This is a genomic window from Streptomyces sp. NPDC050164 (assembly GCF_044459945.1).
Classification (GTDB): Bacteria; Actinomycetota; Actinomycetes; order Streptomycetales; family Streptomycetaceae; genus Streptomyces; species Streptomyces coeruleorubidus_A.
This window is the reverse complement of record NZ_JBITJK010000015.1, coordinates 105,868-119,698: the sequence shown is the minus strand read 5'-3', so window position 1 is coordinate 119,698 and position 13,831 is coordinate 105,868. Positions and strand designations below refer to the sequence as shown.

Here is a 13,831-nt window from a genome sequence, read left to right as displayed (position 1 = left end):
CAACCACACCTCGACGTACGGCCGGGAGACAACATGACCGCACTGTCGCCGCACCTTCGCCAGGCCACACCCGTGGTGGCGGCCCGGGGCGAGGGCGTCCACCTCTACGGTGAGGACGGCCGCCGCTACCTCGATTTCACCGCCGGCATCGGCGTCACCAGCACCGGGCACTGCCACCCCAAGGTCGTGGCGGCGGCGCAGGAGCAGGTGGGCTCGCTGATCCACGGCCAGTACACCACCGTCATGCACCAGCCGCTGCGCCGCCTCGTCGACAAGCTGGGCGAGGTGCTGCCGGCCGGTCTCGACAGCCTGTTCTTCACCAACTCCGGCAGCGAGGCCGTCGAGGCGGCACTGCGGCTGGCCCGCCAGGCCACCGGCCGCCCCAACGTCCTGGTCTGCCACGGAGGTTTCCACGGCCGTACCGTCGCCGCCGCCTCCATGACCACCTCCGGCATCCGCTTCCGGTCCGGTTTCTCCCCGCTGATGAGCGGCGTGGTCGTCACCCCGTTCCCGACGGCCTTCCGGTACGGCTGGGACGAGGAGACCGCCACCCGCTTCGCCCTGAAGGAGCTCGACTACACCCTCCAGACGATCTCGTCGCCCGCCGACACGGCCGCGATCATCGTCGAGCCGGTGCTCGGCGAGGGCGGCTACGTGCCCGCGAACCGCGCCTTCATCGAAGGGCTGCGCGAGCGGGCGGACCGGCACGGCATCCTGCTGATCTTCGACGAGGTGCAGACCGGCGTCGGCCGCACCGGACGTTTCTGGGGACACGACCACTTCGGCGTCACCCCGGACATCCTCGTCACCGCCAAGGGCCTGGCCAGCGGCTTCCCCATCTCCGGCATCGCCGCCTCCGAGGAACTGATGGCCAAGGCGTGGCCCGGCTCGCAGGGCGGCACGTACGGCGCAAACGCCGTCGCCTGCGCCGCCGCCTGCGCGACCCTCGACGTCGTACGCGACGAGAAGCTCGTCGAGAACGCCGAGGCGATGGGCAAGCGGCTGCGCCACGGTCTGGAGGCGGTGGCCGACCGGACCCCGGGCATCGGCGACGTCCGTGGCCTCGGACTCATGCTCGCCACCGAGTTCGTCACCGAGGACGGCAGCCCCGACTCCGAGACCGCCGCCCGTGTGCAGCGCGCCGCCATCGACGAGGGTCTGCTCCTGCTGCTGTGCGGCGCCTGGAACCAGGTGGTCCGTATGATCCCGGCGCTCGTGATCGACGAGACGGGCGTGGACGAGGGCCTGCAGGCCTGGGCGAACGCCGTGGAGGCCGGTACGTCGGGAGCGGCGGACCGATGACCACCGCCACCCGCGACCTGGAGGGTCTGACGGACCGCATCGCCGAGATCGCGCCCGGCCTGCGGGTGGAGACCGGCCCGGGGGCGACGGGCCCCTATGCCTACGATGCCTCCAACTACCGTGTGCTGCCGCGGGCCGTGGCCTTCCCGCGCACCGCCGACGAGGTGGTCGCGGTGCTGCGGGCCTGCCGGGAGGCCGGCGTCCCGGTCACCGCCCGGGGCGGCGGCACCAGCATGGCCGGCAACGCCGTCGGCCTCGGAGTCGTCCTGGACTTCTCCCGGTACATGAACCGGATCCTGGACATCGACCCGGCGGCACGCACCGCGCGCGTCGAGGCCGGTGTCGTCCTCGACGCGCTGCGCGACGCGACCGCCCTGCACGGGCTCGACTTCGGCCCGGACCCGTCCTCGCACAGCCGCTGCACCCTCGGCGGCATGATCGGCAACGACGCGTGCGGCAACCGGTCGGTGCGGGACGGGCGGACCAGCGGCCATGTGGAGGCCCTGGAGATCGTGACGGCCGACGGCGTGCGGGCCGTCGCCGACCACTCCGGGCTGCGTGCCACCGAGCCGGGCGACGCGGAGGCTGTGCGGCGCGTCGCCCGGCTCGAATCCGACCTCAGGCGGCTGGTCGAGGACAACCTGGCGCTGATCCGTACCGAGCTGGGCCGGATCCCGCGTCAGGTCTCCGGCTTCCAGCTGCATCACCTGCTGCCGGAGAACGGATTCGATCTGGTCCGTGCTCTGGTGGGCACCGAGGGCACCTGTGCGGTCGTCACCGCCGCGACGGTCCGCCTGGTGGCGACCGCACAGGCATCCACGCTGCTGACGCTCGGCTACGAGGACGTGGTCGAGGCGGCCGAGGACGTGCCGCAGATCCTGCGCTTCTCGCCCAGCGCCGTGGAGGGCATGGACGAGGCGATCGTCGCCACCATGCGCGCCCGCCGTGGTGCGGATTCGGTGACCGGGCTGCCCGAGGGGCGGGCCTGGCTGTACGTCGAGCTGGAGGGTGACGATCAGGCTGCGGTGAACGCCCGCGCCGCTGAGCTGTTGGATGTGCTCAGGGCGCGGGGGCGGATGACCGGCGGCCGGGTGGTGGAGAGCCCGGCCGAGCGGCGGTCGCTGTGGCGGGTGCGTGAGGACGGGGCGGGGCTGGCCGCGCGCCTCGTCGATGGTGGCGAGTCCTGGCCGGGCTGGGAGGACGCGGCCGTCGCGCCCGAGCACCTGGCCGCCTACCTGCGCGACTTCCGCAAGCTGCTGACCAGCCACGACCTGATCGGCGTGCTCTACGGGCACTTCGGCGCGGGATGCGTGCACGTGCGGATCGACTTCGACCCGGCCACCGAGGCCGGCCGGGCGGTCATGCGCCGGTTCCTGACCGAGGCGGCCGCGCTGGTGGTCGAGCACGGCGGCACGCTGTCGGGCGAGCACGGCGACGGACGGGCGCGCAGCGAACTGCTCGAGGTCATGTACAGCCACCGCATGATCGCCGCGTTCGCCGCGTTCAAGCGGACCTTCGACCCCGACGGGCTGCTCAACCCCGGCGTGATCGTCGACCCGGCCCCGCTGGACACCGACCTCGCGCTGCGTGAACTCCCGCTGCTGGACACGACGTTCGGCTTCCCTCATGACGAGGACGGTTTCGCCGGCGCCGTGCGCCGCTGCGTCGGTGTCGGCCGCTGCCGCAGTGACGCGGGCGGGGTGATGTGCCCGAGCTACCGGGCCACGGGCGAGGAGAACGACTCCACCCGCGGCCGGGCCCGCATGCTCCAGGAGATGGTGCGCGGCGAGGCCGTCCAGGACGGCTGGCGCTCGACCGAGGTCAAAGACGCCCTCGATCTGTGCCTGTCGTGCAAGGCCTGCTCCAGTGACTGCCCGGTCGGCGTCGACATGGCCACGTACAAGGCGGAGTTCCTCCACCAGCACTACAAGGGACGGTTCCGTCCGCGTTCCCATTACTCGCTGGGCTGGCTGCCGCTGACGTCGGCGTTGGCCGGATACGTGGCCCGCCCGGTCAATCTGCTGCTACGGGGACCGTTCGGCAGGCTCCTCGCCCGTCTGGGCGGTGTGACCACCCGGCGCAGGATCCCGGCCTTCGCCTCCCGGCGTGCCCTGCGCAGGGCCCTGCTTGCGGCGAAGACGAACGAGTCGGCGAAGGCCGTGCTCTTCGTCGACAGCTTCACCCGTGCCTTCCGCCCCGAGGTCGCCGGAGCCGCCGGCCGCGTCCTGGCCGACGCCGGCGTCCCCTGCACGCCCCAGGGCGGCCTGTGCTGCGGACTGACCTGGGTCAGCACCGGACAGCTGAACGTCGCCCGCAGAATCATGGCCCGCACGGTCGCCACCCTCGACAACGGCGACGACCGGCCGATCATCGTGGCCGAGCCGAGCTGTGCGGCCGCGTTGAAACGTGACGTCCCCGAACTGCTTGGCACCGAGGCCGCCCGGCGCGTCGCCGACCGGGTGCACACCTTCGGCGGGGCCCTCACGGACCTCGCCGACCAGGGCTGGAGCCCGCCGCCGCTGCCCGAGAACGTCGTGCTCCAGACCCACTGCCACGAGTACGCCACCTTCAAGGGCCGCCGCCCCGCCGACCTGCTGCGCCGGCTCGGCGTACGTGGCGTCGACGAGGCCGAGGGCTGCTGCGGCCTCGCCGGGAACTTCGGTTTCGAGGCAGAGCACTACGACACCTCGATGGCCGTCGCCGATCTCGCCCTCAAACCCCGCATCGACAACCTCGACGGACGCACCGTCGTGGCCGACGGCTTCAGCTGCGCCACCCAGATCGGCCACCTCGCGGGCGACCGGGACATCCGCGCCCTGCACCTCGCGGAACTCCTCGACCCCGCCGCCGATCGAACAGGAGAGACATCATGACCGAGATACTGACCCAGTTGTTCATCGGTGGTGCCTGGGTGGACGCCGCGGACGGCGCCACCATGCCCGTCGACGACCCCGCGACCGGCGAGATCCTCTGCCATGTCGCCGACGCCGGCCCCAAGGACGCACGGCTCGCCGAGGAGGCCGCCGTCCAGGCCCAGGCCGACTGGGCACGTACCGCACCCCGGGCCCGCAGCGAGATCCTGCGCCGCGCCCACGAGCTCATCCTCGAGCGCACCGACGAGCTCGCCCACCTGATGACGTCCGAAATGGGCAAGCCGCTGGCCGAGGCCAGGGGAGAGGTGGCGTACGCCGCCGAGTTCTTCCGCTGGTTCTCCGAGGAGGCCGTGCGCATCGACGGCGGCTGCGGCACCCTGCCCGACGGCCGCAACCGCATGCTGCTCTCCCGCCGCCCGGTCGGCCCCTGCCTGCTGATCACGCCGTGGAACTTCCCGCTGGCCATGGGCACCCGCAAGATCGGCCCGGCGATCGCGGCGGGCTGCACGATGGTCCTCAAGCCGGCCCCGCAGACCCCGCTCTCCAGCCTGGCCCTGGCCGGGATCCTCAAGGAGGCCGGGCTCCCGGACGGTGTGCTGAACGTCGTGACCACCTCCCGCGCCGGCGAGGTCTGCGAACCCCTCCTGCGCGGCGGCCGCATCCGCAAGCTGTCCTTCACCGGCTCCACGGGCGTCGGCCGGCTGCTGCTCGCCCAGTGCGCCGACACCGTCGTACGGACGTCGATGGAGCTGGGCGGCAACGCGCCGTTCATCGTCTTCGACGACGCCGATCTGGACGTGGCCGTGGACGGCGCGATGGTCGCCAAGATGCGCAACATGGGCGAGGCGTGCACCGCCGCGAACCGCTTCTTCGTGCACCGGTCGGTGGCCGACGAGTTCGGCCGGCGGCTCGCCGAGCGCATGGGCGCGCTCGTGGTGGGCCCCGGCACCCGGGAGGGTGTCGACGTCGGCCCGCTGATCGACGCCGCCGGACGGGCCAAGGTCGCGGAGCTCGTCGCCGACGCCGTCGAGCGCGGTGCCCGGGTGCTCGTCGGCGGCCGTACGCCGGAAGGCGCGGGCTGCTTCTACCCGCCGACCGTGCTCGCCGACGTCGACCCCGGCAGCCGCCTGATGGACACGGAGATCTTCGGCCCCGTCGCGGCGATCCTCACCTTCGACGACGAGGACGAGGTCCTGCGCCGCGCCAACGACACGCAGTGGGGTCTGGTCGGTTACGTCTTCACCCAGGGCCTGGACCGTGGGCTGCGCGTCAGCGAGGGTCTGGAGGTGGGCATGGTGGGCCTGAACACCGGCCTCGTCTCCAACCCGGCCGCGCCGTTCGGCGGGGTCAAGCAGTCCGGCCTCGGCCGCGAGGGCGGCCGGGTCGGGATCGAGGAGTTCCTGGAGTACCAGTACGTCGCGGTGCCCGTGCGATGACGGTGTTCCTGTCCTGACACACGCCCCATCGCGCACCGCGCGCACAGCCCTCGCTTACTCGGCCCGCCCCCCGGGCCGCATGCGGGTCGCCCCGTGCCCGGCCTCTCCCCCCCCCGGCCGGGCACGGGCCATACCGCTGAGACGCCCGGCGCGAGGGCGTGTGCACGGTGATCCGCTGTGCCGGGCTGTCACGCGCCCAGTCGGCGGTCGCTGATGCCGGACGCCGTGTCGGCGACCAGGCGGCCCCACTCGGGCAGCCGGTCCGCGTCGTAGCGGGAGTCCGGCATGGAGACGGCCACGGAGGCCAGCGGTGTGCCGTCCTCGTCCAGGACGGGTGCGGCGATCGCGCAGACGTCGGGGCGGTACTGGTTGCGGTTGAGGGCATAGCCGTCCGTGCGCACCCGCTTCAGCTCGGCGCGCAGCTCGGCCGGGTCGACCGTCGTCGCGTCGCGTGCCGTCGGCGAACAGCGCCTTGTACCAGCCCAGCGTCCACGCCTCGGGCGGGAACGAGCCGAAGGCGCCTGCTGAACGAGGTGACGACCCGGTCGACGACGACCATGCACTGCAACGCGTCCGGCACCGCTGCGCTCACACCGTGCGGACGTACTACGCGATCGGCGACACCTCGCCCCTGCACGCCACCGCCACCGGGCGCGCGATCCTGGCCCACCTGCCGCCCGCCGACGTGGACGAACTGGTCGCGCACAGGCTGGAGCGCTACAAGCAAGTGGCCGGCCGCCCTGTCGACGAGCGCGCTGGTGGCCTGTCTGAGCACCGTGTTCTCGCTGATCATCGGTGTGACCGCGGCGACCGCCCTGACCAGAAGCGAACTCCCGCTGCGCTCCGCGGTCTACGCCCTGGTCCTCGGGCCGCTGGTCATTCCGCAGATTGTCACCGCGCTGGGCCTGTTCCTGCTGTTCGAGCCCGCCGCGATGCTGGGCAGCCCGATCGCCATCGCTCTCGGCCACACCGTGCTGGCCTCGCCGATCGCGGTGCTCATCCTGATCGCGACCCTGCGCGGGATCGACGAACGGCTGGAGGACGCCGCGGCGAGCATGGGCGCGAACCGGCTGACCATCGCGCGCAGGATCACCTTCCCCCTCGCCACCCCCGGAATGATCGCGGCGGCGATCTTCTCCTTCATCACCAGCTTCGACGAGTTCTACGTCTCCCAGTTCCTGTCCTCGGTCGACACCGTCACCCTGCCGGTGCAGATCTACAACTCCCTGACCTTCGACATCGATCCCAGCGTGACCGCGATCAGCGCGCTGCTCATCGCAGGCGCGATCCTCGCCCTCGCCCTGGTGGCCCTGGTGCGCTGGCTCGGTTCCGGGCGGCAGAACTCCCTGCTGTCCGTCGAGACCGCGACGGGGATCGCCACCCCCGGAGGTGAGACCGTATGACCACCACCGCTCAGCGGCACCTGCTGCTGAACATGACCGCCAACGGATCGCTCGCGAAGCCCGGCAAGGACCTCTTCGTCGTGCGCCACGGCGAGGGCCCCTACGTCGACGACGCGGCCGGCAACCGCTACATCGACGGCCTGTCCGGGCTGTACTGCTGCCAGATCGGCTACTCCTACGCCGACGAGATCGCCGAAGCGGCCCAGAAGCAACTGCGCGAACTCTGCTACAGCCCCCTGTGGTCGGACTCCGCGCACCCCACCGGCCTGGCTCTCGCGGAGCGCCTCGCCGCCCTGGCCCCCGACGGCATCGAGCACGTCTTCTTCAGCGGCGGCGGCGCCGAGGCGGTGGAGACCGCCTGGAAGATCGCCCGCAGGTACCACACCCTGCGCGGCGAAGCGGGCCGGACCAAGGCCATCGCCCGGCGCGGCGCCTACCACGGCCTGACCCTCGGGGCGCTGTCCTTCACGGACGACCCCGGCCTCACCGAGCCGTACGGGCCGCCCGCCGTGGAGACCCACTTCGTCGCCAACACCAACCGGACCGCCCTGCAACAGCCCCTGGACAAGGCGGCCTTCACCGCGTACCTGCTCGCCGACGTGGAGGCCACGGTCCTCGCCGCGGGACCGGAGAGCGTCGCCATGCTCATCGCCGAACCGGTGCAGAACCGGGGCGGCTGCATCACCCCGCCGGAGGGCTACTGGCAGGGGCTGCGCCGACTGGCCGACCGCTACGGCTTCCTGCTGGTCGCCGACGAGGTCATCACCGCCTTCGGACGGCTCGGCGAGTGGTTCGGCGGCGACTGCTACGGCGCCCGGCCGGACATCGTCACCGTCGCCAAGGGCATCACCGCCGGCTACGCCCCCATGGGCGCGACCCTGGTCTCGGACCGCGTCACCGAGGTGATCAACCAGCCCGGAGAGGTCCTCAACCACGGCTACACCTTCAGCGGCCACCCGCTCAGCGCCGCCATCGCCCTGCGCAGCCTGGACATCATCGAGCGCGACCGGATCCTGGAGAACGTCCGCCGCCACCAGGACCACCTGGCCCAGCGCATGGCGTCCCTGGGCGAGCTGCCGATCGTCGGCGACGTCCGCGGCGCCGGATACTTCTACGCCCTCGAACTCGTCGGCGACCTCGACGGCGGCGGCTTCAGCGACACCGCGCGCGCCGCGCTCGTCGCCGACCTGATCCCGCGCCGGCTGCGCGAGTCCGGGCTGCTCGCCCGCGTCTACAACCGTGCCGCCCCGCTGGTGCAGATCGCGCCCCCGCTGATCAGCGACCGCGCACTGCTGGACCGTATCGCCGACATCATCGCGGACACCCTCGACGAGGCCTCCGCCCGCCTGTGATCCACGCATTCGCGTATTGAAAGGAACGACATGTACTCCATCGGCCCCCTGACCGTCGCCCCCGGCGAGCGCGCCCAGGGCCTGATCCCGGTCGGCACCAGCACCTACGGCGTGGAGCTCGGCATCCCGCTCGTCGTCGTCAACGGCACCGAGGACGGCCCGGTCCTGTGCGTGGACGCCGGTGTCCACGGCGACGAGTACGACGGCCAGGAGGCCATCCGCCGCGTGCTCGCCGCCATCGACCCGGGCGGCCTGCGCGGCACTCTCGTCGGCATCCCCTGCATGAACACCCCCGCCTTCGAGGCGGCGGCCCGCACCAGCGGCCTGGACCACCTGAACCTCAACCGGATCTTCCCGGGGGATGCGGACGGCTCGTACTCGCTGCGCCTGGCCGCCACCTTCGTCGAGCAGGTCGTCCCCGCCGTCGACGCCCTCGTCGACCTGCACACCGGCGGCACCTTCGGCGAGATCGCCCCGCTCGTCATCCTCCAGGGCGGCTACGAGGACCTGGCGACCGACCTCGCCCTCGCGGCCGGGCACGAGCTGGTCTGGAAGGGCGGCAAGTGGGGCGGCACGGTCCGCCACCCCACCCTCGCGGCCGGCAAGCCCGCCGTCACCATCGAGGCGGGCGGCGGCACCTACCACGAGCAGAACGTCGCCCTGCACGTCCACTCGATCCGCAACATCATGCGCCAACTCGGCATGATCGACGGCGAGGCGGAGCTGCTTGACAGCTACACGACCGTCTCCGGCACGTTCGCCCGGTCCGCCGCCGGCGGCTTCTTCCTCGGCCACGCCGAGCCCGGCGAGACCTGCAAGGAAGGCGACCTGATCGCCCAGATCGTCGACCACTACGGCAACACGCTGGAGGAGGTCCGCGCCCCGCAGGACGGCATCGTGCTCTGGGTGCGCCGGATCCGCACCGTCCGCCCGGGCGACGAAGTCGTCATCTTCGGTGAGGTGCAGGGAGAGATCCAGCCATGAGCGGCGAACTCCAGCTGACCGAGCTGCTGCTGATCGACGGCAAGCAGGCTCCCGCCGCCGACGGCCGGAGCTTCACGGTCCTCGACCCGTCGGACGGCACGGCCCTCGCCGAGGTCTGTCACGCCGGCCCGGCGGACGTCGACCGAGCGGTGGCGGCGGCGCGCGCGGCGTTCACCTCGCCGGAGTGGTCCCGGATGCGCGCCGCGGACCGGGGCAGGCTCCTCCTGCGCATCGCGGAGGCGATCCGGCGCGAGGGCGGGCGGCTGGCCCGCCTGGAGTGCCAGGACGTCGGCAAGCCGCTCAGCCAGGCGAAGGCCGATGTCGAGTCCGCCGCCCGCTACTTCGAGTTCTACGCGGGCATCGCCGACAAACTCGGCGGCTCCACGATCCCCCTCGGACCCGGTCTGATCGACTACACCGTCCGTGAGCCGATCGGGGTGTCCGGCCAGATCATCCCGTTCAACTACCCGCTGCAGAACACCGCGCGGGGCTCGGCGCCCGCCCTGGCGGCGGGCTGCACGGTGGTGCTCAAGCCGTCCCCGGAGGCGCCGCTCACCCCGCTGGAGATCGGCTGTATCGCACTGGAGTGCGGGATGCCGCCGGGCGTGCTGAACGTCGTACCCGGCGACGGCGAGACCGGCGCCGCCCTCGCCGGGCACCCCGGCATCGACCAGGTCACCTTCACCGGCTCGGTGCCGACCGGCATCAAGGTCGCCCAGGCGGCCGCCGCCAACGTGGTGCCCTCCGTGACCGAGCTGGGCGGCAAGTCGCCGTTCGTCGTCTTCGCGGACGCCGACTTCGACCTGGCGTTGAAGGCCGTGCTGGGCGCGTCGTTCAGCAACGCCGGGCAGATGTGCTCGGCGGGCACCCGGCTGCTGCTCCAGCGCGGCGCCGAGGAGTTCCTGGACCGGCTGGTCGAGAAGATCGCGGGCCTGCGCGTCGGGCCGGGTCTCACGGACCCGGACATCGGCCCGCTGGTCGCCGCCCGGCAGCGCGACCGCGTCCTCGGATACCTGGAACTGGCCCGGCAGGAAGGCGCCGTGGCGCGAGTCGGGGGAGGCGTACCGGCCGCCCCCGAACTCGCCGACGGCTACTACGTCGAGCCGACCGTCCTCACCGGCCTGACCAACCAGGCCCGGTGCGCCCGCGAGGAGATTTTCGGCCCCGTCGTCACCGTCATCGAGTTCGACGACGCCGACGACGCCCTCCAGATCGCCAACGACAGCCCGTACGGCCTGTCCTCCTACGTCTGGACCCGCGACATCGACAAGGCGATGCGCCTGGCCGAGGGCATCCGGGCCGGACAGGTCTACGTCAACGCCACCGGTGTCGGCACCGGCGTCGAGCTGCCCTTCGGCGGCTACAAGCACAGCGGCTGGGGCCGCGAGAAGGGCCTCGAAGCGCTGGCGAGCTACACGCAGACGAAGAACGTCTGCATCGGATTCGGGAGCCGGTCATGAGCGCCATGAGAGGAGCCCGGTCATGAGATACCGCACCCTGGGCGAACGCGGCCCGGCCGTCTCCGTCGTCGGCGTCGGCGGCAACAACTTCGGCTCCCGCCTCGACGAGGACGGCACGAAGGCCGTCGTCCACGCGGCCCTCGACGCCGGGGTCACCCTGTTCGACACCGCCGACATGTACGGCGGGTTCGGCGAGAGCGGCGGTGCCCGCGGCGACGGTGAACGCCTCCTCGGCGCCGCCCTCAAGGGCCGCCGTGACGACGTCGTCCTCGCCACCAAGTTCGGCATGGAGATGGGCCCCGAGGCCGACCTGTACGGCCGGCGCGGAGCCCGCCCCTACATCCGGTACGCCGTCGAGGCGTCGCTGCGCCGCCTCGGCACCGACCGGATCGACCTGTACCAGTACCACGAGCCGGACGGCGTCACCCCGATTCAGGAGACGGTCGCCGCCCTGACCGAGCTAGTCGACGAGGGCAAGATCGGGTACATCGGCTGCTCCAACCTCCCGGCCGAGCAGCTCACCGACGCCTTCGTCAGCACCCAGGCCCGCTACCACCTGCTCGACCGCAGCGTGGAGAGCGACCTGATCCCGGCCTGCCTGCGCCACGGCATGGGTCTCCTGCCGTACTACCCGCTGGCCAACGGCCTGCTCAGCGGCAAGTACCGGCGTGGCCGGCAGCCCCCGCCCGGCAGCCGGCTGTCCTGGCGGGAGGGCTGGCTCACCGACCCGGCCCTCGACCGTGTCGAGGCGCTCACCGCGTACGCCGCCGAGCGCGGCCTGACCCTCCTCCAGGTCGCCGTGGGCGCACTGGCCGCACTGCCCGCGGTCGGCTCGGTCATCTGCGGCGCCATGACCCCGGCGCAGGTCACCGCCAACGCGGCGGCGGCCGACTGGATCCCCGACGCGGCCGACCTGGCCGCCCTGGACGCGATCGTCGCCCCCGGCGAACGCGTCGTCTGAATCCCCCGAATCCCTTTTTGAGAAACGCGAATTGAGGCTGGACAGCATGCGAGAGATCGTCACCTTCGACGCCTATGGCACCCTGGTCGACTTCCAGCTCGGCCCCACCACCCTGAAGGTCCTGGCCGGCCGGCTGGATCTGGACAACCTGGACGTCGACGAGTTCCTCGACGACTTCCGCGTCATGCGCTTCCAGGCCGTCCTGGAGGCCTACCGCCCGTACCACGAGATCCTGCACTCCAGCCTGCGCAACGCCATGCGCCTGCACGGCCTGGAGTACCGCGAGTCCGACGGCGACGCCCTGGTCGACGCCGTCCCCACCTTCGGCCCGTTCCCGGAGGTCCCGGATGCCCTGCGCGCGCTGAAGACCCGGTACGAGATCGCCATCATCTCCAACACCGACGACGACCTGATCGCGCGCAACGTCGAGAACATCGGCGTGGAGTTCGATCACGTCATCACCGCCCAGCAGGCCGGCGCCTACAAGCCGGACCGGCAGACCTTCGAGCACGCCTTCACGACCATGGGCGTCGAGCCGTCCCAGGTCATCCACACCGCCCAGGGCTGGGAGTACGACCACATCCCGACCCGCGACCTCGGCCTGAAGCGCCGGGTGTGGATCAACCGCTTCGGCCGCCCCGGCAGCGCCGACTACCAGCCGTACGACGAACTGCCCGACATGACGGGCCTGCCGAAGCTGCTCGGCTGCTGAACCCTTCCGGACGTTTGTGAGGACGCACGCCATGAAGCAGATCCCCTACTGGCTGGATACAGCCCCCGCCCTGCCCGACCGTTCCGGCAAGGACCTGCCCGACGAGGCGGACGTGCTGGTCATCGGCGGTGGCCTCACCGGCCTGTCCACCGCCTACCACGCCGCCCGCAAGGGAGCCCGGGTCGTCCTCGTCGAGAAGGACAAGGTCGGCTCGGGCGCCTCCGGCCGCAACGGCAGCATGTGCACCCAGGGCCTGACCATCAGCCCCGGCGAGGCCCGCAAGCGCTACGGCCAGGAGCGCGCCCGCGAGCTGTACGACTCCTTCCGCGAGGCGGTCGACGTGGTCGAGGAGATCACGCGGACGGAGCGGATCGACTGCGACTTCCACCGGGCGGGCCGGCTCGGAGTGGCCTTCAAGCCGCAGCACTTCGAGTCGATGCGGGCCACCCAGCGCGACCTGGCCGACAACTTCGGTCACGAGACCCGGCTGCTGACCCGCGGCGAGCTGAAGTCGGAGCTGGGCTCGGACTACTACCACGGCGCCCTGCTCGACCCGCTGAGCGCCGCCCTGCACGTGGGCAAGTACGTGCACGGCCTCGCCGAGGCCGCCGAACGGGCCGGCGCCGAGATCCACGAGCGGAACGCGGCCACCGGCCTCACCCGTCTGCCGGGCGGCGGCTTCGTGGTCGAGACCCTCGAGGGCACGATCCGTGCCAAGCAGGTCATGGCCGCGACCGACGCCTACACCGACAAGGCGCTGCCGTGGTTCCGCAAGCGGCTCATCAACGTGGGCAGCTTCATCATCGTCACCGAGCCGCTCGGCGAGGCACGCGCCAAGGCGCTGATCCCGAACGGCCGCCTGGTGGTCGACTCCAAGAACATCGGCCACTACATCCGCCTCACCCCCGACAACCGCCTCGCCTTCGGCGGCCGGGCCCGCTTCGCCCCCTCCGACCCGGCCTCCGACGTCAAGAGCGGCGACATCCTGAAGCGGGAGATGACCGAGATCTTCCCGCAGCTCGCCGGGGTGCGGATCGACTACGTGTGGGGCGGCATGGTCGGCTTCTCCTGGGACCGCCTGCCGCACGCCGGTGAGGCGAACGGCCTGTACTACTCGATGGGTTACTGCGGCCACGGGGTCCAGATGGCCACCTACATGGGCCGCGCGGTCGCCGAGATGATGGACGGCCGCCCGGAGGCCAACCCGCTGCGCGGCCTCGGCTTCCCGAAGGTCCCGGTCCCCTTCTACAACGGCACGGCCTGGTTCCTGCCGTTCGGCGGCGCCTACTACAAGGCCAAGGACAAGCTGCGCTGACGCTCGGCACACCGAGGGCCCTTCCGCGAGGTG

11 protein-coding genes and 1 pseudogene are annotated in these 13,831 nt (G+C 71.9%); 11 read left to right on the top strand and 1 reads right to left on the bottom strand.

The annotated features are described in order from the left end of the window. Positions 1-33: 33 nt before the first annotated feature. The 3 genes from ACIBNA_RS21390 to ACIBNA_RS21380 are packed head-to-tail and all read left to right on the top strand — an operon-like array spanning position 34 to position 5,611. Positions 34-1,302 (top strand): aspartate aminotransferase family protein, encoded by a 1,269-nt coding sequence (locus ACIBNA_RS21390; RefSeq protein WP_399166739.1) that lies wholly within the window; start codon positions 34-36, stop codon positions 1,300-1,302. After that, positions 1,299-4,175: an FAD-binding and (Fe-S)-binding domain-containing protein gene (locus tag ACIBNA_RS21385; protein ID WP_399166738.1), complete on the top strand. Its 2,877-nt coding sequence runs from the start codon at positions 1,299-1,301 to the stop codon at positions 4,173-4,175. The genes ACIBNA_RS21390 and ACIBNA_RS21385 overlap by 4 nt, the downstream gene beginning before the upstream one ends. Beyond that, positions 4,172-5,611, top strand: coding sequence for an NAD-dependent succinate-semialdehyde dehydrogenase (locus ACIBNA_RS21380; RefSeq protein ID WP_399166737.1), 1,440 nt, complete (start codon positions 4,172-4,174; stop codon positions 5,609-5,611). The genes ACIBNA_RS21385 and ACIBNA_RS21380 overlap by 4 nt, the downstream gene beginning before the upstream one ends. Positions 5,612-5,799: 188 nt before the next feature. Here ACIBNA_RS21380 and ACIBNA_RS21375 read toward each other — a convergent pair whose 3' ends face one another. Beyond that, complete coding sequence (locus ACIBNA_RS21375; RefSeq protein ID WP_399166736.1) at positions 5,800-6,012, bottom strand: IclR family transcriptional regulator C-terminal domain-containing protein; 213 nt, start codon at positions 6,010-6,012, stop codon at positions 5,800-5,802. Positions 6,013-6,062: 50 nt separating this feature from the next. Here ACIBNA_RS21375 and ACIBNA_RS21370 point away from each other — a divergent pair. From ACIBNA_RS21370 to ACIBNA_RS21335, 8 genes and pseudogenes are all read left to right on the top strand, one after another. Further along, a pseudogene (locus tag ACIBNA_RS21370) lies at positions 6,063-6,263 on the top strand (hypothetical protein); the annotation flags it as partial. Between the two features lie 106 nt (positions 6,264-6,369). Continuing rightward, the gene (locus ACIBNA_RS21365) at positions 6,370-7,014 is read left to right on the top strand and encodes an ABC transporter permease (RefSeq protein WP_399166735.1); all 645 of its coding nucleotides are present in this window, start codon (positions 6,370-6,372) and stop codon (positions 7,012-7,014) included. Then, the gene (locus ACIBNA_RS21360) at positions 7,011-8,366 is read left to right on the top strand and encodes an aminotransferase class III-fold pyridoxal phosphate-dependent enzyme (RefSeq protein WP_399166734.1); all 1,356 of its coding nucleotides are present in this window, start codon (positions 7,011-7,013) and stop codon (positions 8,364-8,366) included. The genes ACIBNA_RS21365 and ACIBNA_RS21360 overlap by 4 nt, the downstream gene beginning before the upstream one ends. A 30-nt stretch (positions 8,367-8,396) precedes the next feature. Next, complete coding sequence (locus ACIBNA_RS21355; RefSeq protein WP_399166733.1) at positions 8,397-9,350, top strand: succinylglutamate desuccinylase/aspartoacylase family protein; 954 nt, start codon at positions 8,397-8,399, stop codon at positions 9,348-9,350. Then, positions 9,347-10,810, top strand: coding sequence for an aldehyde dehydrogenase family protein (locus ACIBNA_RS21350; RefSeq protein WP_399166732.1), 1,464 nt, complete (start codon positions 9,347-9,349; stop codon positions 10,808-10,810). The genes ACIBNA_RS21355 and ACIBNA_RS21350 overlap by 4 nt, the downstream gene beginning before the upstream one ends. A 22-nt stretch (positions 10,811-10,832) precedes the next feature. Next, positions 10,833-11,771 (top strand): aldo/keto reductase, encoded by a 939-nt coding sequence (locus ACIBNA_RS21345; protein ID WP_399166731.1) that lies wholly within the window; start codon positions 10,833-10,835, stop codon positions 11,769-11,771. A gap of 46 nt (positions 11,772-11,817) precedes the next feature. Further along, entirely contained in the window at positions 11,818-12,483 is a 666-nt protein-coding gene (locus ACIBNA_RS21340) for a haloacid dehalogenase type II (RefSeq protein WP_399166730.1), read from the top strand. Positions 12,484-12,514: 31 nt separating this feature from the next. After that, positions 12,515-13,798 (top strand): NAD(P)/FAD-dependent oxidoreductase, encoded by a 1,284-nt coding sequence (locus ACIBNA_RS21335; protein WP_399166729.1) that lies wholly within the window; start codon positions 12,515-12,517, stop codon positions 13,796-13,798. The last annotated feature ends 33 nt before the right edge of the window (positions 13,799-13,831 follow it).